Source organism: Arthrobacter sp. ov118 (assembly GCF_900116495.1).
Taxonomy (GTDB): domain Bacteria; phylum Actinomycetota; class Actinomycetes; order Actinomycetales; family Micrococcaceae; genus Arthrobacter.
Genome location: NZ_FPAY01000002.1, coordinates 434,372 through 454,413, shown reverse-complemented (window position 1 = coordinate 454,413; position 20,042 = coordinate 434,372). Strand labels below are relative to the sequence as shown.

Sequence of the window (20,042 nt, the reverse complement as noted above, 5' to 3'; positions counted from 1 at the left end):
AGAAAAGGCCCGCGGAAAGGGCCGGCTCAGAAGCCGAGTTTGACGAGCTGCTTCGGATCCCGCTGCCAGTCCTTGGCCACCTTGACGTGCAGGTCGAGGTAGATTCGGGCGCCAAGCAACGCCTCAATGCCCTTGCGTGCGTTGGTCCCGACCTCGCGGAGCCGGGCGCCGCCCTTGCCGATGATGATGGCCTTCTGGGACGGGCGTTCCACGTACAGATTCACGCGGACGTCGAGGAACGGCCGGTCGTCGGGCCGCCCCTCACGCGGGACGATCTCGTCGACGACGACCGCCAGGGAGTGCGGCAACTCGTCGCGGACGCCTTCGAGGGCGGCTTCCCGGATCAGCTCGGCGATCATCACGGCCTCCGGTTCGTCCGTCAGGTGGCCGTCCGGATACAGCGGCGGGGACGAGGGCATGTGGCTGATCAGGACGTCGGCCACCGTTTCAACCTGGAAGCCGTCAGTGGCGGAGACCGGGACGATATCCTTCCAGCCGTCCTCGCCGAGGACCTCTCGGCCCAGGGCGGCGACCGCGAGCAGCTGCTCCGTGAGGGCCTGGCGATCCACGGTGTCGGCTTTGGTCACGATGGCGACGATCGGCTTGTTGCCGACGGCGGCGAGCTGGGCGGCGATGAACTTGTCGCCCGGGCCGATCTTCTCGTTGGCGGGGAGGCAAAACCCGATCGCGTCGACCTCGGCGAGGGTGTCCGCCACGAGTTCGTTCAGCCGCTTCCCCAGAAGGGTGCGCGGCCGGTGCAGGCCAGGGGTGTCCACGAGGATCAGCTGGGCGTCGTCCCGGTGCACGATCCCCCGGATGGTGTGGCGCGTGGTCTGCGGCTTGGCCGAGGTGATGGCAACTTTTTGGCCGACCAGCGCGTTGGTGAGGGTGGACTTGCCCGCGTTGGGCCGTCCGACAAGCACCGAGAAACCGGCGCGGTAGCCGCCGTTGGCTGCTTCGCCGTCGGACTTATTCTGCTTGCTCACGTAGGACTCCCTGTTGGATTGGTGCGGCCTCGTCGAGAAGGTCTTCAAGGTCAGTTTCTTCTTTTGCAACGGCAGCCGCAATGATGTGGCTGACGCGGTTCCGGCGGCCCTCCAGCCGGTCGGCGCGCAGCGACAAGCCGTGGACCTGGACGGTGCTGCCGACGATCGGCACCCGCCCGAGGGCCTTGGCCAGGAGGCCGCCCACCGTGTCCACTTCGTCGTCGTCGAGCTCGAGGTCGAAGAGCTCGCCGAGGTCGTCGATGCTCATGCGGGCGCTGACGCGGTAGCTTCCGTCGCCAAGCGCCACGGCCTCGGCGCTTTCAGTATCGTATTCGTCCACGATTTCGCCGACGATCTCTTCGATGAGGTCCTCCAGCGTGACCAGCCCGGCCGTTCCGCCGTACTCGTCGATGACGATCGCAACGTGCGTGGATTCCTTCTGCAGTTCGCGCAGCAGGTCACTGACAGGCTTGGAGTCCGGCACGTAACGGACCTCGCGGGCGAGTTCGTCCACGGCCGGGGGCTCCTGGTCCGGGCCCAGGTTATGGAGCACGGCGGCGACGTCCTTGAGGTAGATAATGCCCAGGATCTGGTCCGTGTTTTCGCCGATGATCGGGATCCGTGAGTACCCGGAGCGCAGGAACAGCGACATCGCGCGCCGCAGGCTGGATCCCGAGTCGATGGTGAGGATGTCGGTCCGCGGCACCATGACGGAGCGAACCAGGGTGTCACCGAAATCGAAGACCGACTGGATCAGCTCGGCCTCGTTGTCCTCGATCACATCGGACTCCGTGGCGCGGTCCACGAGTTCGCGGAATTCTTCCTCGCTGAAGAAGGCCTCGTTATCGGCCGGCGCTCCGGGGGCGACGGCGCTGCCCAGCCGAACCAGCCAGCCCGGGATCGGCCCAAGCACGGCGTAGAGGGACCGGACGAGCGGGGCGCTGAACCGGACCAGGGCGGCGGAATGCACCCGGCCGAGCTGCCGCGGGGACACTCCGACGATCACGAACCCGACCACCGCCATGATGCCTGTGGCGGCCAGGCCGGCGAGCCAGACGTTGTCCAGCATGCTGTGCAGGAGGACGGTGACGGCGACGGCGGCGGCCATCTCAAACCAGACCCGCCAGAACCGGAGCGCGCGCATGTGCGCCCCGGGTTGCGCCAGGATGCGTTTGAGCGACGTGCCCCGGCTGTGCAGGAGCGCCTGTTCGGCGTCGTGCCGGGGCAGGAAGTTGAAGGCCGATTCGGCAGCGGTCAATACTGCGGCAAAGCTAAGAAACACCAGCGCCATGCCGGCGAGAATCAGTGGGGTCACTGAATCGTCTCTGACGGGGCCGCTTTGCCGGTGAACGCCGAGAGCAGTTCGCGCTGCAGCCCGAACATCTCTTCCTTCTCTTCCGGCTCGGCGTGGTCATAACCGAGCAGGTGCAAGATGCCGTGCGTGGTGAGCAGCAGCATTTCGTCCTGGGTGGAGTGGCCTGCGTTGCGGGCCTGGACCTCTGCCACCTGGGGGCAGATGGCGATATCGCCGAGCATGCCCTGCGGAGTGGGCTTGTCCGGGGTGCCCGGGGTCAGTTCATCCATGGGCACGGAGAGCACATCGGTGGACCCGGGCTCGTCCATCAGCTCGATGTGGAGCTTTTCCATGGCCGGCTCATCCACCAGCAGGATGGACAGTTCCGCCTGCGGGTGGATGTAGAGCTGTTCGAAGATGAAACGCGACAGCGCCACGAGCTCGGACTCGTCAACCGCCACACCGGATTCGTTGTTGACCTCAATGCTCATGCGCGTTCTCCCCGGCCTTCCCGGGCAACGGAGTGCTTGACCCGGCTTCTCTGCACTTCGTCCCAAATGCTGTAGGCATTGACGATGTCCCCCACCAGGCGGTGCCGGACGACGTCGGAGGAGTCCAGTACCGAGAAGTTGACGTCCTCGATGCCCTGCAGGATTTCCTCGACGATCCTCAGCCCGGAGCGGGTGCCGAAGGGAAGGTCCACCTGGGTGATGTCACCGGTGACCACCATCTTGGAGCCGAACCCAAGACGGGTCAGGAACATCTTCATTTGTTCCGGCGTGGTGTTCTGGGCCTCATCGAGGATGATGAACGCATCGTTGAGCGTCCGGCCGCGCATGTAGGCCAGCGGTGCCACCTCGATGGTGCCGGCGGCCATGAGCCGAGGAATGGACTCGGGGTCCATCATGTCGTGCAGGGCGTCATACAGGGGCCGCAGGTAGGGGTCGATCTTGTCACTCAGGGTGCCGGGCAGGAAGCCGAGCCGCTCCCCCGCCTCGACGGCAGGACGGGTCAGGATGATGCGGCTGACTTCCTTTTGCTGCAGGGCCTGAACGGCTTTGGCCATTGCCAGGTAGGTCTTGCCGGTACCGGCCGGCCCGATCCCGAAGATCACGGTGTTGGCGTCGATCGCGTCCACATAGTTCTTCTGGTTCAGCGTCTTGGGCCGGATGGTCTTCCCCCGGGTGGAGAGGATGTTGGTGGTCAGCACTTCCACGGGGTTCTGCAGCGACTGGCTGCGGAGCAGGGACACGAGCTGCTGCAGGACGGCCGGAGTGATGACGGTCCCCCGGGCCACCAGCCCGCGGACCTCGTTGAGCAGGCGCATGATGCGCGGCACATCGGCCACCGGGCCGCTGATCGCGAGCTCGTTCCCGCGGACATGGAAATCGACGGAAGGGAACTGGTCTTCGATGAACCGGAGGGCTTCGTCATGGCTGCCCAAAGACTGAACCATCTGCTCTGAGTCGTCGAACAAGACCACCTCCGTCCGCAGCCCTGGTAGGGAGTGGGGGAATTCCCCTGCGGTGCGCTCTCCGGCGCTGAACCGGGCCTTGCCGTTCGCTGCTTCAGTCATGGTGTTGGCCCGCGGGCCTCTGGTCCCCTCCAGTATGAATACGGTCTGTCGCCGGGGTCCCTTACCGACGGCGGTTTGCACCGTCCGCGGCCGGGGTCACCGGGTCCTTCCATCTTACGCCAGCCCGGCCCGCCCGGGAGATCGCAGCCAACGCCGGGAGCCGCTGTTCTCCGGGACCGTCCGTGACCTGTCGTCCCTGCGCTTTGCATGAGCGGGGCACCGCCGGCCGCAGGTGTGTCCGCCGCCGGTCGGGAAATTGCCGACACAATGTATCAACTTTGCATCGGCCTCATATCGTTCCCGTTGCAGTTCCGGAGGCCGCCGCCAATCCCGGATGCGGCGCCGCATGGGTGTGCAATGCTGGAATTCGGGTGCCCCAAGGTCGCCGGCCGGGCCTCCCGGTCGGTGAAGGACGGGCTGCCAATGGCGGTCAAGGACGGCCGCCAGCAATACATAGCCGCCAGGCGCGGCGCAGTACACGAAGGGACAGCATCATCAGGCAGCGTGAGGTTCAACAGTCAGCAGCGCGGCGGCTCCGGCGCGCCGTCCTGGTGCTCATGTTGCCGGCCACGCTGGTCCTCTCCGGCTGCGTGGCGACACAGCAGGACGGCATTACGAACTCGAGCAGCCCGTCCGAGCTCATTCCGGCGCCGGCGTCCGGCGCTCCCACCACCAGCGCGCCGCTGGAAACGGCACAGGCCGCTAACAAGGCCCCGGTGTACTGGATCGGTCGGAGCAACGACAACGTTTTCCTCTACCGCGAGTTCCGTGACGTTCCGGAGCAGGACAACCCGGTCACGCTCGCCTTGCGCGTGATGATGTCCCAGAAGCCGCTTGACCCGGACTTCTTCACGCCCTGGCAAAACCCGAAGAAGCTGGCGACGTCCATTTCGGGCAAAAACGTGATCACGGTGGATGTCTCGAATGACGCCTTCAACAGCAACCTGGACGCGGCCATGGCCGAGCGCGCCATCCAGCAGCTCGTCTATACCGCGACGGCGGCCGCCGCCAGCACGGGCCTGATCGACTCCGGCCAGCAGGTCCAAGTGGTGGTGCTGGTCGACGGGCATACGGACTATGTCGCCTTCGACCATGTCCGCCTGGGCGCGCCGACGTCGCGCAGCGCCGGAATGGTGGCCCCTGTGTGGATCGTTGATCCGCAGGAAGGAACGTCCGTGGCTGACGGCTCGGTGAAGATTAGCGGCCGGAGCACCGTTCCGGGCGCGAAACTTCGCTGGGAGGTGCTCAAAGTTGATGCGGATAACGCCAAGACCGCCTACCTCACCGGCAGCGCCACGGCCTCGGCCGACGCCGCGAAGTACGGGCTGTTCGCGCTGTCCGTCAACCTCGGCCCGGGCCGCTATGAGGTCCGGGTGTCCCAGTTGGACCAGACCGACAGCAACAAGGAACTATACGTCGACACCCGCGGCTTCACCGTTAACTGAGCCGAATTAAGGCCCCCGCAGCGGTGCCGGCACGGTGGCGCTGCCCACGTAACGGCGTCCGGTAACGGCGGCTCATTTGCAGCGGCCGGTCTCAGCTCACCAGCGCCCGAGGATGTCGCTGGCCAGCACGGTGGCGGCTGGGCCCGCGGTGGACGAGCGCAGCACGTGGTGCCCCAGCAGGGCAGTGACCGCTCCTGCGTCGCACAGCCGGGTCACCTCGCGCGGGCTGATTCCGCCTTCCGGCCCCACGATCAGCAGAATCTCTGCGGCTCCGCTGTCGCCTTGCGTACTGCCGGGCACACTGTCCAGCCAGGTCTCGAGGACTTGGCGCAGGGGCCGGACAGCATCTTCGTGGAGGATGACGGCGAGGTCGGCGGCCGCAACGGCCGCCTGCAGCCCCGCGCCGTCAACGGCGGCCCGGACCTCCGGAATCCACGCCCGGCGTGCCTGCTTCGCGGCAGCTGTCACCACGGCCTGCCATTTGGCGTGGGCCTTCGCGGCCCGCTCGGCCTTCCACCGCACAATGGATCGCTCGGCCTGCCAGGGAATAACGGCGTCAATGCCGAGCTCGGTGGCCGTTTCGGCCGCGAGTTCGTCACGGTCACCCTTGGCGAGGGCCTGGACGAGCACCAACCCGATCCCCGGCCGCGGCTCTTCGATGAGTTCCAGGCATTCGACGGTCAGCTCACCGGGCGCGACGGCGGCGACGGTGCCGGTCAGGCGCTTGCCGGCGCCGTCGGCGATGTCCACCGCCTCCCCGACGGCGAGCCGCTTGACGGTGACGGCGTGGCGGGCCTCTGCCCCATCGAGGACAAAGACCGAGCCGGGGACCTGCTGGTCCAGGGTGCCTGGGGCGGTAAAGAAGACCGGGTTACTCACCGCTACAGGCTACCGAGCCGTTCACGCAGTTTGGCGAAGACGCCGCCGCCTGCCGCCAGCTTTCCAGGATGGTTGTGTTCGCCCCGCAGTTTGGCCAGCTGACGGAGCAAGTCTTCCTGGGCGGCGTCGAGCTTCTCCGGCGTTTCCACCTGCAGGTGGACCAACAGATCGCCGCGGCCGTAACCGCGCAGGTGGGTGACGCCCAGGCCGCGCAGGGTGATGATTTCGCCCGGCTGGGTGCCGGGCTTGACGTCGATCTCCTGCTGCCCGTCAAAGGTCTCGAGGCTCAGTTCGGTGCCCAAGGCCGCCGACGTCATGGGGATGTTGAGGGTTGCGTGCAGGTCATCGCCCTCGCGAACAAATGTCGGGTCGTTGTTTACCCGGATCTCGACGTACAGATCGCCGGAGGGACCGCCCGCGGGTCCTGCTTCGCCCTGGCCGGACAGCTGGATGCGGGTGCCGGTGGCGACGCCGGCGGGGACCTTGACGGTCAGGGAGCGGCGGCTGCGGATGCGGCCCTGGCCGTTGCATTCGTTGCAAGGATCCTTGATGACGGTGCCGAAACCCTCGCAGGATCCGCAGGGGGCGGACGTCATGACCTGGCCCAGGATGGACCGCACGGCGCGCTGGACCTGGCCACTGCCGCCGCAGATGTCGCAACGGACCGGGTGGCTGCCCTCGCGGCAGCAGGAACCCTCACAGGTGGGGCACACGACGGCGGTGTCCACCTCGAGCTTCTTGTTGACCCCGAACACGGCGTCACGCAGGTCGATCCGCACGCTGATGAGCGCGTCCTGGCCGCGGCGGACCCGGGACGCCGGACCGCCCTGGCCGCCGCCGCCGGCGCCGAAGAAGGTCTCGAAGATGTCCTGGAAAGCGAAACCCTGGCCGGAGTAGCTGCCGCCGCCGAAGCCGTTATCGGTGCCGTTCTCATTGCCGGTGGTGTCATAGACGCGGCGCTTCTGCGGATCGGAGAGGACCTCGTAGGCGTGCGTGACGGCCTTGAAGCGGTCCGCGGCGTCCTCCCCCGGGTTTACGTCCGGGTGCAGGGTGCGGGCAAGTTTCCGGTACGCCTTCTTGATCTCCTCCCCGGAAGCGTCGCGGGAGACTCCAAGAACGTCATAGTGGGTGCTCAAAGTGTGTATCTCTTCCTTTTCATACTGCCGGTGGGGCGCTGCCTGTTGGCAAGAAGTCGCGTCTTGTCCCGAGTCCGTCAGGGACCCAGGATCCTCGAAAGATAACGGGCCACCGCGCGCACGGCGGCCATGGTGGTGGGATAGTCCATCCGGGTGGGTCCCAGAACGCCGACCTTCGCCGTGGCGTCAGGCCCGTAGGCCGTGGCCACCACCGACGCCTCGGCAAGACCGTCGTAGGGATTTTCGCGGCCGATGCTGACCGTGACGCCGCGCGGATCGGCCGCCATCTCGCTCAGCAAACGGAGCATGACGACCTGTTCCTCGAGCGCCTCCAGCACGGGGCCGATGCTGAGCGGGAAGTCCAGATTGGAGCGGGCCAGGTTGGCGGTGCCGGCCATGACCATGCGCTCTTCCCGGCTGCTCGTGGCCAGGGCCTCGAGGCCCCGGGCCAGGGCCTGGGCTGCTCCGCGGTGCGCCGGCGGGCCACCGGCCACGACGGCGGGCAGCAGCTGCGGCATCAGGCTCAACGGGGTTCCGGACAGGCCGGCCAGGAAACGGGTACGCAGTTCCGCCACCGCGTCCTCGGGAACGTCCTGCCCGACGTCGATCACGCGCTGCTCCACCTTGCCGGTATCCGCAATCAGGACCGCCAGCACCTTCCGGGGCGCCAGGAGCACGAACTCTATGTGCCGCACCTTGGCGCGGCTCAGCAGCGGATACTGCACGACGGCGACCTGGTTGGTCAGCTGGGCGAGGAGCCGCACGGTCCGGTCCAGGACGTCGTCGAGGTCCTCAGAACCCTCCAGCAGCGCCTGGATGGCCCGGCGCTCGGCCGGAGACAACGGCTTGACGGCCGAGATCTGGTCAACGAAGAGCCGGTAGCCCTTGTCCGTGGGGATCCGGCCGGCACTCGTATGCGGTGCCGTGATGAGGCCCTCGTCCTCCAGGGCCGCCATATCGTTGCGGATCGTGGCACTGGAGACGCCAAGATGGTGCCGTTCCACGAGCGCCTTGGACCCAACGGGCTCGCGGGAATGGACGTAGTCCTCCACGATGGCGCGCAGCACTTCGAGTTTGCGCGGTTCGCTCACGCTCCACCTCCAATCGACTTTCCCGCAGCCGCTGCCGCACCCTCGCGTTCGCGTCCGCCGGCGTGGCCAGGGCGGTCCGTTACCGGACAGGGGTTAGCACTCGACATGCCTAAGTGCTAACCAGTCTAATATGAGTCGCCGGGTTGTTAGCATTGGATTCGCTCCAGGCGTGGCCCAGGGGCCGCTTCGGCCCATTGTTCCGGCACTAAGACAAGTGCAGAGACCGGCGCGGGGACCGTTGCAGCCGCTGCCGTTGCCGCACCTGTGTTTCAGTTCCGGCCCGGAGTGTTCCACTGACCGCCGTACATTCCGAGTGCAAAGTAAGCGTGTAGAGATGTCGTATCAGAACTGGGGACCACAGGACCTGTCCGCCCCCGCCAAAACGCAGTTGCCTGAGGTGCCGGTGGAACGCGGGATGGTCCTTGAGGAGGTCCAGTCCGGCTGGGTGGGCGCCGTGACCCGTGTGGAGAAGTCCGGTGGCATGCACGTGGTGGCGCTGGAGGACCGGCGGGGCAAGTCGCGGTCCTTCCGCCTCGGTTTCGGTTTCCTGTTGGAGGGACAGCCCATCCGGCTGATGCCGCCGGCCCCGAAGCAGGCGGTGCCTGCCGCTGGTGCCGGCCGCACGGCGTCGGGCTCAGTGCGGGTGGCCGGACAGCGCGCCCAAGTGGCCAAGGCCAGCCGGATCTGGGTGGAAGGCAAGCACGACGCCGAACTCGTGGAGAAGGTCTGGGGTGACGACCTCCGGGTGGAGGGCATCGTCGTCGAGCCCCTGCACGGCATTGACGACCTCGCAGGCGCCGTGGCCGAGTTCCGGCCAGGTCCCGGGCGCCGTCTTGGCGTGCTCGTTGACCACCTCGTGCCCAATTCCAAGGAGTCGCGGATAGCCGAGGCCGTCATGGCCTCGCCAGGCGCAGCAGGCAACGTCCTGATTGTGGGCCACCCCTACGTGGACGTGTGGCAGGCCATCCGCCCGGCGGTCCTTGGGATTGAGCGCTGGCCGGTGGTCCCCCGCGGCGTCGACTGGAAGACCGGCATCCTGACCGCCTTCGGGTGGCCTCACGCCACGAAGGAGGACATTGGCCTCGGCTGGCAGAAACTCCTGGGCGCCGTCCGCAGCTACGCCGATCTGGAGGCGTCCCTGCTCGGCCGCGTCGAAGAAGTCATTGACTTCCTCACTGTGCCGTAGTCAACACCGTGCCGTAGTCAACACCGTGCCCTAGCCAACACTGTGCCCTAGCCGATGCTGTGCCCTAGTCAACACTGTGCCCTAGTCCAATGGGGCCGCTGCGGATGTCCACAGACGCGCCCAAGCAAGTATTCTTTATACGGCGGCCGCGCTCCCAGCGTGGACCCGCTCGTGAAGGCACAACCCAAGCAGCACCGCATCCCCGCAATCTGAAGGGCAACACCGTGGCAGATAACGCACGCGAACACACGGACAACCAGGCAGGCAACGGCCAGCCTCCGTACCATGGCGTGCCCGCGAATGCGCTGCCACTGACGGCCAGCGAGGACCGGCAGTGGGCCACGCTCGCGCACTTCGGCGGCATCCTGGGCTGCGTGCCCTCGCTGCTGATCTACCTGATCTTCAAGGACCGCGGCCCGTTCACGGCGCAGGAATCCAAGGAAGCACTCAACTTCACGTTGCCGCCGACCGTCGCGGCCGTGCTCGCCAACCTGCTGGTGTTTATCCCCGTGGTGGGCAACCTCTTTGCGGTGCTCGCCACGGTGATTTGGATCGCCGTGACCTGCTTCTCGGTGGCGGCAGGCATCCACGTGAACCGTGGCCAGCCGCACCGCTACGAGTTCAACCTGCGCTGGATCAAATAGCCTGCCAGGCCTGTCACATTCGGGTTTTAAACGTTAGAGCCGGCCGCTGCCCGTCAGGGTGGCGGCCGGCTTTTTGACTGTCAGGATGCCCAGGAGGAAGGCCTGTCCGGCTTAGTCCGGCAGGATCCTGCGGACCACGGCGTCGGCCAGCAGCCGGCCCTTGAGCGTGAGGACCAGACGGTGCTTGAACGCGGCTACCGGGTCCACCAGTCCGTCGGCGATCAGACCCGCGACGGCGTGCCTGCCGGTGTCCCCCAGGCTCGGGATGTCCAGCCCAGAGTTCAGGCGGGCCTCGAGCATGATGCGCTCCACGTTGCGGGTTTCGGTGTCCAGCGTTTCGCGGCCGGCAGCCGGCGAGGCCCCGGAGCCGAGGCGGTTGGCGTAGGCAGTGGGGTGTTTGACATTCCACCAACGCACGCCGCCCACATGCGAGTGGGCGCCCGGCCCGATGCCCCACCAGTCGTCACCCCGCCAGTAAGCCAGATTGTGCCGGCAGGCCTGTTCGGGAGTACGGGACCAGTTGCTGACCTCGTACCACCCGAGCCCGGCGGCCGAAATCAGTTCGTCGGCGAGTTCGTACTTGGCGGCGTGGTCGTCGTCGTCGATTTCCGGCACTTCACCGCGTCGGATCTGTGCCGCAAGCTTGGTGCCGTCCTCAACAATCAGCGCGTAGGCGCTGATGTGGTCCGGGCCGTAGGACAGCGCGGTCTCGAGCGAATAGCGCCAGTCCTCCAGCGACTCACCCGGCGTGCCGTAAATGAGGTCGAGGCTGACTGCCAACCCCGCATCCCGAGCCCACCGTACCGCTTCGGGCACCCTGCTGGGCGTATGCGTGCGGTCCAGGACCTTCAGGACGTGCGGCACTGCCGACTGCATGCCGAACGAGACCCGGGTAAACCCGGCGTCGGCCAGCAATTGCAGGGATTCGGGAGTCACGGAATCGGGATTGGCCTCGGTGGTCACCTCGGCACCGGGCTGCAGCCCCCAGGCCCGGATCGACGCCGTCAGAATACGGGCCAGGTCCTCTGCCGGGAGCAACGTGGGCGTGCCGCCGCCGAAAAAGACCGTGCTGAGCGGGCGGGTCGGCAGGCCGGAGGCCAACATGGCGCCGGCGGCGAACTCCACTTCCGCGATCGCCGTGCTGGCGTAGGCATCCTGGGAAGCCCCGCCACCGAGTTCCGTGGCGGTGTAGGTGTTGAAATCGCAGTAGCCGCAGCGCACAGCACAGAACGGGATATGCACGTACAGCCCGAAAGCCCGCTGCTCCGCGCCTTCGGCCGCCGCGGCGGGCAGGAGCCCGTCCGGCGGCGCCGGGTCGCCCAGGGGAAGAACGCTAGGCACGGGCCCGGCCCGCCGTTACTGCAGCAACAGTCATTACCAGCACCGCTACTTCTTGGCCTTGTCCTTGGACTCGTCAGTGGTGAGCGCGGCGATGAAGGCTTCCTGCGGCACCTCGACCCGGCCCACCATCTTCATGCGCTTCTTGCCTTCCTTCTGCTTTTCCAGCAGTTTGCGCTTTCGGGTGATGTCACCGCCGTAGCACTTGGCGAGGACGTCCTTGCGGATGGCGCGGATGCTTTCGCGGGCAATGATCCTCGAGCCGATGGCGGCCTGGATGGGCACCTCGAACTGCTGCCGCGGAATGAGCTCGCGCAGTTTGCCGGTCATCATCACACCGTAGGCGTAGGCCTTGTCACGGTGGGTGATGGCGGAGAAGGCGTCCACCTGCTCGCCCTGGAGCATGATGTCAACCTTGACGAGGTCGGCGACCTGCTCGCCGTCGGCCTTCCAGTCCAGCGAGCCGTAGCCGCGGGTCTTGGACTTGAGGATGTCGAAGAAATCGAAGACGATCTCGGCCAGCGGCAGGCGGTACCGGATTTCCACCCGGTCCTCAGAGAGGTAGTCCATGCCGCCCATGACGCCGCGCCTGCTCTGGCACAGTTCCATGATGGCGCCGACAAACTCGTTCGGGGCCAGAATGGTGGCGGACACCATCGGCTCGCGGACCTCGGCGACCTTGCCGGTAGGGTATTCGCTGGGATTGGTGACGTGGACAACCTTCTTGTCCTCCAGGGTCACCTCGTACTCCACGTTGGGGGCCGTGGAGATCAGGTCCAGCTTGTACTCGCGTTCAAGGCGCTCACGGGTGATTTCCAGGTGCAAGAGCCCGAGGAAGCCGACGCGGAATCCGAACCCCAGGGCTGCGGAGGTCTCCGGCTCGTAGACGAGGGCGGCGTCGTTGAGCATCAGCTTCTCCAGCGCATCGCGGAGCACCGGGTAATCCGTGCCGTCGAGCGGGTAAAGGCCGGAGAAGACCATCGGCTTGGCATCGGCATAGCCGGGGAGGGAAGCGTTGGCCGGCTTAGCCAGGTTGGTGACCGTGTCGCCCACCTTCGACTGCCGGACGTCCTTCACTCCGGTGATGAGGTAGCCCACTTCGCCGACACCAAGGCCCTTGGAGGGGGTTGGCTCCGGAGAGCTGACACCAATCTCGAGCAGTTCGTGCGTGGCGCGGGTGGACATCATCTGGATGCGTTCGCGAGGGTGCAGCATGCCGTCCACCACGCGGACGTAGGTCACGACGCCGCGGTAAGTGTCGTAGACCGAGTCGAAAATCATGGCGCGCGCGGGGGCGTCCGGATCGCCGACCGGGGCGGGAAGGTCCCGGACGATCTTGTCCAGCAGGTCCTCGACGCCGGCGCCGGTCTTACCGGAGACCCGAAGCACGTCCTCGGGGTCGCCGCCGATGAGGCTGGCGAGTTCCGCCGCATACTTCTCGGGCTGCGCGGCCGGGAGGTCGATCTTGTTTAGGACCGGAATGATCGTGAGGTTGTTTTCCATCGCCAGGTAGAGGTTGGCCAGGGTCTGGGCCTCGATGCCCTGGGCCGCGTCCACGAGCAGCACGGCGCCTTCGCAGGCCGCAAGCGAACGGGAGACCTCGTAAGTGAAGTCCACGTGGCCCGGGGTGTCGATCATGTTCAGCGCGTAGCTGGTGCCGTCGAGCTCCCAGGGCATGCGGACAGCCTGGGACTTGATGGTGATGCCGCGTTCGCGCTCAATGTCCATGCGGTCCAGATACTGGGCCTTCATGTCACGGGACTGGACGACGCCGGTGTACTGGAGCATCCGGTCGGCCAGTGTCGACTTGCCGTGGTCAATGTGCGCAATAATGCAAAAGTTCCGGATGATGGCCGGATCTGTTGCGGCGGGCACCGGGGCGGTGCGGGCCATGGGAGACACGCAGGGTCCTTACTCTTGGCGTTCTTTGGCTTTCGACGCTGGTGTCCGGCTGGCGCTGGGCCATCCCGCGGCACGCCGCATCTTTGAACTCATAGTCTCCCACGTTCGGGCCCAAGCAAGTGCATTTTGTTCGGGATCCACTGGGCACGCCCACGCCCCCTCCGAGGTGCCGCGCAAGGGCCCGTGAGTCCGGATAGCCGCGACGAGGCCGTTACAAGGAACCAGAGAAGGGCTACGGGGTCCGCGGCCGGCTCCCGGTAATGTGTCCCCATGGCTCTGAATTTTCGCTCCATTGGCAACGCGGTCCGCGGCGCCCTGCGTCTGCTGGACAGACTCGGCGGCTCTGCACCGGGGACCTTCGACGGACCGGCTGCTACGCCGGCCCAGAAGCCGGCCGCAAGGTCAACTAGGAAGCCGGGGACAAAGTCGGCCGGCAAGCGGCCGGGCCAATCACGGCCGGGCCTGTCACAATCGGGTCAGGCACGGCCGGGACTGCCACGGGCCGGCGCACAGACCGGCGCCTATGCCGGCGCCGCGGGCGGCGGACCGAGCGGGCCGTATCCAGGCGACTTCCGGGGAACTGCGTCCGTCCGTTACGCCCCCGCGCCGAACGGCCTGCCCGAGCCCGGCGAAATCGTGTGGACCTGGGTGCCCTATGAAGAAGACTACTCCCAGGGCAAGGACCGTCCGGTGCTGTTGGTCGGCACCAGCGGCCGGCACCTGCTGGGCCTGATGCTCACAAGCAAGGACCACGACGGCGACACCCGCCAGGGCGACGACTACGTGGACATCGGCACGGGCCCGTGGGACCGCCAGTGGCGGCCCAGCGAAGCAAAGCTGGACCGGATTCTGCAGATCGATCCGAAGGACGTCCGGCGCGAAGGAGCGATTTTGGACGCAGGGCGCTTCAGCACCGTAGCGTCAGCCCTGCGGGAGCGCCACGGCTGGAGCTGACCCGTCAGGCACGGGCAGGGGCGAATCGCCGCCGGACTCGTTCCTGCAGCGGCATCTCTGCTATTATTTACAGCTGTGTGTCCGTGCAGGTCGACGGCCACAGATGGTTGGTCGCCATAGGTATCCCCACGCCGCTCAGTCAATGGCCAATCTGAAAGCCCTCTAGACCATTTTCCGCATTGAAAAAGAGAGTTCACACGTGGCTAATATCAAGTCCCAGAAGAAGCGCATCCTGACCAACGAAAAGGCTCGCCTGCGCAACAACGCAGTCAAGTCCGAGCTAAAGACTGCCATCCGCGCCGTCAACACCGCCGTTGAGTCCACTGACAAGGATGCTGCATCTGCTGCTCTGGTTGCTGCCAGCCGTAAGCTGGACAAGGCTGTCAGCAAGGGCGTTCTTCACAAGAACAACGCTGCAAACCGCAAGTCCGCGATCTCCAAGAAGGTCAACGCACTCTAAGGTTTTCCAGTTCATCTGAACTGATGATCGTGGCCGGCACCCCGTGGGTGCCGGCCACATTCGGTTAAGCCGCCGGCTGGATACACCGGGCCTGCCGTCCGGGCACACCGGCCAAGGGCCGCGCCTTGGTTCCGGCGGGTCTGCGGCAGGCCGCTGCCGGAGGGCCCTGCTGAGGTACTAGTGGGTCAGGAACCCCGGACCGAGGTCGCAATCACCGTGACGGCATGCTCAACGGCGTAGACGGGATCTCGGGACAGACCCTTGACCTGCGCGTCGGCCTCGGCGGTTACCCGGATGGAGCGGACCAGCCCTTCAGGCGTCCAGCGGCGCACTTCGCGCTGGGCCTGTTCGACGAGCCAAGGTTGCATCCCAAGCTGCTTGGCAATCTGCGACGAGGATCCTTGCGCGCCGGCCACCTTCGCCAGGGAACGCAGCTTTGATGCCAAGGCAGCCACGATCGGCACCGGGTCCGCACCCGTCGCCAGCGCGTGGCGAAGGGTCGAGAGGGCGAGTGGGCCGTTGCCGGCCATGGCGGCGTCCGCGACCTTGAAAGCCGTGGCCTCGACCCTGCCACCGTAGTATTTGTCCACCATCGCAGAATCGACGGCCGTAGTCGCGTCCGCGATTAACTGGCTGCACGCGGCCGCGAGTTCCGCGAGCTGCGCGCCGACGGCATTGACAAGGGCGTGCACGGCCTGGGGTTCGATGCGCCGTCCGGCGGCCTTGAACTCGGCCGTGACGAACGCGATCTTCTCGGCGTCTTTCTTGAGCGGTTGGCAGTCAACCACGGGCCAGCCGCCGGCCTTGATGGCGTCCAGCAGCTTCTTGCCGCGGACTCCTCCGCCGTGGCGGAGCACCAGGACGGCGTCCGGCTCCGGTTCCGCCAGGTACCTCAGGGCGTCTGCGAGGAAGGCATCGTTCATCGCCTCGAGGCCATCGACTTCAATGAGCTTCTGTTCCCCGAAGAGTGAGGGGCTGACGTTCATGGCCAGCGAGCCCGCAGCGTAGCTGCCCGCATTAAGCCGGGTCACCTCGACGTCGGGTGCTGCCTCACGGACCAGGCCACGGACACGGTCCATGGCACGCGCGCCCAAGTAGTCCTCCGGTCCACCAACAAGGACTACGGCGGCAGGTGCCACGTCACGCCAGGTGGCGCTGTTCGTCGCCGAGGTCCTGAGCCGTTGGGTCTGGGCAGCAGCCACTCGTGATTCCTCCCGGAAGTTGGTTTGCGGACTCTAAGCGTCCCATGCCCGAACCGGTGCTCCAAGCCGCGCCGGGCCACCTGCCGCGCTCCCGACCGGGCGGCAGGCAACGGGACCGCCTGCCCAGCCAGCTTCCCCCAATGTTCGAGGATGGCAACGGTCCGCGAATGGGCCGCCAGGGCCGCCTGAACTGCCGCGGCCGGATGGAGGAGCACCCACACCCCGGCCAGCACAATCGCCGAAAAGAGGCCCGCGGTGGCTGCTCCGAAGCCTCCTTCCGGCCACGGCAGGGCGGCGCCGGGGAGGGACGCGGAGAATCGCGAGACCCCGGCCACCGCGGCTGCAAAAGGTGCCGCAGCGGACATCAGGAGATCGGCTGCGGCGGGAAATACCGCCAGGAGAGCCGCGGCCGCCGTCCCCAGCAATGTCACCGGCGCCACGAAGGCGGCAGCAACGACGTTGGCGGGCAAGGCATAGGTACTGAACTGGGGCTGCAGCAACACTATCGCCGGAGCGCAAAAGAGCTGGGCGGACAGAGGTACGGCAACGCCGGCTGCCACCCAGCGCGGAACCGCTGAGGGCATCCAGTCCATGATGGGGCGTCCGGCGACGACGATACCCAGCGTGGCCAGCACCGAGAGCAGGAATCCGAAGCTGGTGGCCAGGACCGGCTGGGCCAGCAACAGGCCGATGATGGCAACGCACAGCAAGCTGAGGCCGCGCCCTGCCCGGCCAAAGGCGACCGAGGCCAAGCCGATGCCGCCCATGAGCGCGGCCCGCAGCACGCTCGGATCCGGCCCGACCATGAGGACGAACAGCCCGAGCCCGGCAAGACTGGCCACGGCGGCTGCCGCGCGCGCAAGGCGCAGCGTGCGCGCCGTGAGCAGCAGTGCTCCCAGAACCAGGCTGCAGTTCGCGCCGCTGACGGCCGTCAGATGTGTCATCCCTGCCGTCTTCATAGCGACGTCCAATTCCGGCTTCAGCGCACTCGTGTCGCCGGTGACCATGCCGGGCAGCAGCCCGGCGGCGTCGCCGCCGAATCGGGCTGCGGCAGACGCGAACCTACGGCGCAGCTCAATCGGACGTTGCTGCCATGGTCCGGCGTCGCGCAGCACTGTCGGCCGAGACGAGGCCGCCAGGACGCCGGCCTCGGGCTCGCCCGGCGCTGCGGGCCGAAGCTTGCCGGTGGTGCGCATTCGCTGGCCCGGGACAGCGTGCTCCCATGCCCTTCCGCCCATCACCACGAATCGTGTGTCACCGACCACCGTACGACCGTCGAAGACCACCATCTTTAAGGTCGCCGGGATCGCCCAGCGGTCCCCCGGTCCGCTGGCTCCGGGATTCCCAAGCCGCCGCGGAGCCCCAGCAACCTCCAGCTCCGCAATGACGGCAGCGCGGGTGGTCACTGCCTCAGCAATTGCCCCGTCCCGCCTAGACGCCTCGACCGCTGCGTGCGCGCCCGCCACGAGGGAGAGCAGCAGCGCCACGGCCAAAGTTGCGTAGAGGCTGCGTTGATTTCCCGGAGTGGGACCGGTGCGCTGTGCAACCTTCCCCTCGCCGGTACTCCCCCGACCTAACGTGGGGCGTCCTGCCAAGAAGAGCAGTATTCCAGCCGCGACGGCCACACCAACACAGAGGCCAGCGAGGCCATCCGGAGGCAACCAGCTACCGGCAACGGCGGTCCCCCACACAAGGAGGGCCGGCAACACCAAGCGAAGATCGGTCCGCCGCCGCCGGTCCGCCCGACGCCTGCGCACGGCCGTGCCCCGGACGGGCCCTGCCAGCAGGCGCCTGCCCAAGCGTCCGGCGGCGTCAGCCGCGAACTGCTCTCCACGGCGCACCCTGGCACCAAACGGCCGTGGCGCGAGGTCCTCTGTTACTGCTGTACCGGCTCCACGAACCCCACCGGCAGCCTGTGGACCGCCCCGCTCATCTTCTGACGGGAAACCAACCGCCGCATCAACAAATGGCTGCCAGCGGCTCCGCCCGTCCGTAGCAGGACCCCGGACACCTGCCATTTCAGACTTCCACCAACGGCAGTAGGGCCTCCAGCAACTTTGGACCGATGCCGTCAACCGCATCGAGCTCCTGCACGTTCTTGAACCGCCCGTGCTGCCGGCGCCAGTCCACAACCCGTTGCGCCAGGACTGGTCCGACGCGCGGCAGGGTGCCCAGTTCCTCGACGCCTGCGGTGTTGAGATTGACCTTGTCGCCGCCGGCCGGTCTCGCGCCGGCCGCGCCGGAATCCAGCGGCGGTTCGCTTCCAGCGTCAGGCTGGGCGGCCGTATCCGGTTCACCGCGGACCGGCACTTGAACCTTCTGGCCATCCTCCAGCACGGCGGCAAGGTTGAGCCTGTCCTCGTCCGCTGTCTCCGTGCCGCCGCCGACCGCGGCAATGGCTTCGTGAACCCGGCTCCCTGCTGGCAGCTGGACCACTCCCGGTTTGGCCACGGCACCGGCAACATGCACCGTGATGGTTCCCGGGACTGTGGTGGAGTCATCTCCCGCGGTGGCGAGGGCCGTCGCAGCTGCTTGGGCAGGTGCCCCTTCGACGGCGGGGGGAGGCTCGCTGAGCGGGACGACGTCGGAACCACCAGTGCCGGCCTGCCACCAAAAGCACCCGCCCAGTACCGCCGCGAGGACGCCCAGCAACGCCGCAGCCTGCACGCCTGTCCTCGCCCGCAGCCGCGCCGACAACCGCGACCGTCCCGCCCTCCGGTTCCCCGACGGTAGGTCCCGGTGTGCTGGAGCGACCGCACTGCGAAGATCGGCAGCTGGAAAACCCACCCCGTCCTGCAGCAGTCCCCGGGCCCGTCCGGCCGCCGAACCCGCACCAGCGGAACCCCCTGATTGAGCCTCAGCACCTTCCAGCGTTGCCGCCAAGCGCTGCCGGGCACCCCGGACTCCCGTGGCAGCTTCAGATCCCAGGTTACGGCGTGACATGAAGCGACTCTAGGAAACCCTCAATTCCGCCGCTATCCAAGAGCGGGCGTATGTGGAAATACCTGCGTAATCCGCGTATTTTCGAGGCATCGGGCAAGTATTCCCTACGCTGGTGCGCCCTAGGGCCCGGTGGTAACGTCTGCATCCTGAACCGAGATAACGTTTGCCGGCTGGGGGCAATCCTGATCGCCTGGAGGCGTCCGCCAGGCGACGAAAGCTGGTGTGCGATGAAGTGGTTGTTGGGGTCGGCGACAGTGGTGACCCTTGGGGGTGCAGTGCTGCTGACCCCGCCCGCCTTTGCTGACGCGACGCTGGCTACGTCAACCCAGGTCGTCAACTTTTCGCTTGACAGCGGTTTCTGCCCGCAGCATGGCCTTTACGGCATAGCGCACGTGACGGTTAACGGAACCTCCGGAATGACCGCCGACCAGAATTTCATCTGGACCACCAAAACAGCCGCGGCTTCTATCCACTCGGTTCCGCCTGGGGGCGCCGTTGCAAACGTCGCGATTCTCTACCATTGCAACGTCCAGGTGCTCTGGTGGCTGGAGCCTGGCGACGCTCGCACCGTAACGGCATCCGTTTGGGTCAACGGTTCGGGCGCCCAGCCTGACTACACCATCAGTCCCGATCGGCCGCCCCACGCGACGACACCCCCGGCCCAGCCCACGCAGTCAGCGCCCGCGCCAACACCGCCGGCCCAGCCCACGCAGTCGGCGCCCGCGCCAACACCGCCGGCCCAGCCCACACAGTCAGCCCCCGCGCCAACACCGCCGGCCCAGCCCACTCAGTCAGCCCCCGCGCCAACACCGCCGGCCCAGCCCACACAGTCGGCGCCCGCGCCAACACCGCCGGCCCAGCCCACCCAACCGGCCCTGCCCGTCCAGCCGGCCCCGGCGCCAACACAACCGGCCGAGCCCACCCAGCCCGTCCAGCAGGCCCCAGCACCAACAGAGCCGGTCCCCGACCCGACCCAGCCTTCCACCGACCCCACGCAGCTGGCGCC

General features: G+C 67.0%; 17 protein-coding genes and 1 pseudogene. 5 read left to right on the top strand and 13 right to left on the bottom strand.

The window, feature by feature from the left end:
• Positions 1-26 precede the first annotated feature (26 nt).
• The 4 genes from era to BM372_RS07440 are packed head-to-tail and all read right to left on the bottom strand — an operon-like array spanning position 27 to position 3,856.
• Positions 27-986: a GTPase Era gene (gene era / locus BM372_RS07455; protein WP_090953689.1), complete on the bottom strand. Its 960-nt coding sequence runs from the start codon at positions 984-986 to the stop codon at positions 27-29.
• On the bottom strand, positions 970-2,301 hold the full coding sequence (locus BM372_RS07450) for a hemolysin family protein (protein ID WP_090953687.1): 1,332 nt from the start codon (positions 2,299-2,301) through the stop codon (positions 970-972). Before BM372_RS07450 ends, era begins: the two co-directional genes overlap by 17 nt.
• Positions 2,298-2,771: an rRNA maturation RNase YbeY gene (ybeY, locus tag BM372_RS07445; RefSeq protein ID WP_090953685.1), complete on the bottom strand. Its 474-nt coding sequence runs from the start codon at positions 2,769-2,771 to the stop codon at positions 2,298-2,300. Before ybeY ends, BM372_RS07450 begins: the two co-directional genes overlap by 4 nt.
• Positions 2,768-3,856: a PhoH family protein gene (locus BM372_RS07440; protein WP_090953683.1), complete on the bottom strand. Its 1,089-nt coding sequence runs from the start codon at positions 3,854-3,856 to the stop codon at positions 2,768-2,770. The genes ybeY and BM372_RS07440 overlap by 4 nt, the downstream gene beginning before the upstream one ends.
• A gap of 557 nt (positions 3,857-4,413) precedes the next feature.
• Between BM372_RS07440 and BM372_RS07435 the strand changes: the two genes are divergently transcribed.
• Positions 4,414-5,301: a GerMN domain-containing protein gene (locus BM372_RS07435; protein WP_090953681.1), complete on the top strand. Its 888-nt coding sequence runs from the start codon at positions 4,414-4,416 to the stop codon at positions 5,299-5,301.
• A 96-nt stretch (positions 5,302-5,397) separates the two neighbouring features.
• On the opposite strand, the gene BM372_RS07430 is transcribed toward BM372_RS07435, so the two are convergent.
• The 3 genes from BM372_RS07430 to hrcA form a co-directional block, all read right to left on the bottom strand.
• Positions 5,398-6,180, bottom strand: coding sequence for a 16S rRNA (uracil(1498)-N(3))-methyltransferase (locus BM372_RS07430; protein WP_090953679.1), 783 nt, complete (start codon positions 6,178-6,180; stop codon positions 5,398-5,400).
• Between the two features lie 2 nt (positions 6,181-6,182).
• Positions 6,183-7,316 (bottom strand): molecular chaperone DnaJ, encoded by a 1,134-nt coding sequence (gene dnaJ / locus BM372_RS07425; protein ID WP_090953677.1) that lies wholly within the window; start codon positions 7,314-7,316, stop codon positions 6,183-6,185.
• 77 nt (positions 7,317-7,393) lie between these two features.
• Positions 7,394-8,407, bottom strand: a complete 1,014-nt coding sequence (gene hrcA / locus BM372_RS07420; RefSeq protein ID WP_090953675.1) for a heat-inducible transcriptional repressor HrcA — start codon at positions 8,405-8,407, stop codon at positions 7,394-7,396.
• 334 nt (positions 8,408-8,741) lie between these two features.
• Here hrcA and BM372_RS07415 point away from each other — a divergent pair, with 334 nt between their 5' ends.
• The gene (locus BM372_RS07415) at positions 8,742-9,593 is read left to right on the top strand and encodes a DUF3097 domain-containing protein (RefSeq protein ID WP_090953671.1); all 852 of its coding nucleotides are present in this window, start codon (positions 8,742-8,744) and stop codon (positions 9,591-9,593) included.
• Positions 9,594-9,817: 224 nt separating this feature from the next.
• Positions 9,818-10,237, top strand: a complete 420-nt coding sequence (locus BM372_RS07410; protein WP_090953669.1) for a DUF4870 domain-containing protein — start codon at positions 9,818-9,820, stop codon at positions 10,235-10,237.
• 111 nt (positions 10,238-10,348) lie between these two features.
• Here the strand turns inward: BM372_RS07410 and hemW are convergent, their stop codons facing one another.
• Both hemW and lepA read right to left on the bottom strand, forming a co-directional pair.
• Positions 10,349-11,578 (bottom strand): radical SAM family heme chaperone HemW, encoded by a 1,230-nt coding sequence (gene hemW, locus BM372_RS07405; RefSeq protein ID WP_090953667.1) that lies wholly within the window; start codon positions 11,576-11,578, stop codon positions 10,349-10,351.
• A gap of 45 nt (positions 11,579-11,623) precedes the next feature.
• On the bottom strand, positions 11,624-13,477 hold the full coding sequence (gene lepA / locus BM372_RS07400; RefSeq protein WP_090953665.1) for a translation elongation factor 4: 1,854 nt from the start codon (positions 13,475-13,477) through the stop codon (positions 11,624-11,626).
• A gap of 270 nt (positions 13,478-13,747) precedes the next feature.
• Here lepA and BM372_RS07395 point away from each other — a divergent pair, with 270 nt between their 5' ends.
• Both BM372_RS07395 and rpsT read left to right on the top strand, forming a co-directional pair.
• Positions 13,748-14,431, top strand: a complete 684-nt coding sequence (locus tag BM372_RS07395) for a type II toxin-antitoxin system PemK/MazF family toxin (protein WP_090953662.1) — start codon at positions 13,748-13,750, stop codon at positions 14,429-14,431.
• 199 nt (positions 14,432-14,630) lie between these two features.
• A complete protein-coding gene (gene rpsT, locus BM372_RS07390; RefSeq protein ID WP_090953660.1) occupies positions 14,631-14,891 on the top strand; it encodes a 30S ribosomal protein S20 in 261 nt (86 codons plus the stop codon).
• A gap of 185 nt (positions 14,892-15,076) precedes the next feature.
• Here rpsT and holA read toward each other — a convergent pair whose 3' ends face one another.
• The 4 genes and pseudogenes from holA to BM372_RS20840 form a co-directional block, all read right to left on the bottom strand.
• Positions 15,077-16,093, bottom strand: a complete 1,017-nt coding sequence (holA, locus tag BM372_RS07385) for a DNA polymerase III subunit delta (RefSeq protein WP_090953658.1) — start codon at positions 16,091-16,093, stop codon at positions 15,077-15,079.
• Positions 16,012-17,499 carry a ComEC/Rec2 family competence protein gene (locus tag BM372_RS07380; RefSeq protein ID WP_256214099.1) on the bottom strand — a complete coding sequence of 496 codons (1,488 nt, stop codon included), beginning with the start codon at positions 17,497-17,499 and terminating at the stop codon, positions 16,012-16,014. Before BM372_RS07380 ends, holA begins: the two co-directional genes overlap by 82 nt.
• A 613-nt stretch (positions 17,500-18,112) precedes the next feature.
• A complete protein-coding gene (locus BM372_RS07375; RefSeq protein WP_090953655.1) occupies positions 18,113-18,760 on the bottom strand; it encodes a helix-hairpin-helix domain-containing protein in 648 nt (215 codons plus the stop codon).
• A gap of 1,063 nt (positions 18,761-19,823) precedes the next feature.
• Positions 19,824-20,042: pseudogene (locus tag BM372_RS20840) on the bottom strand (hypothetical protein); the annotation flags it as partial.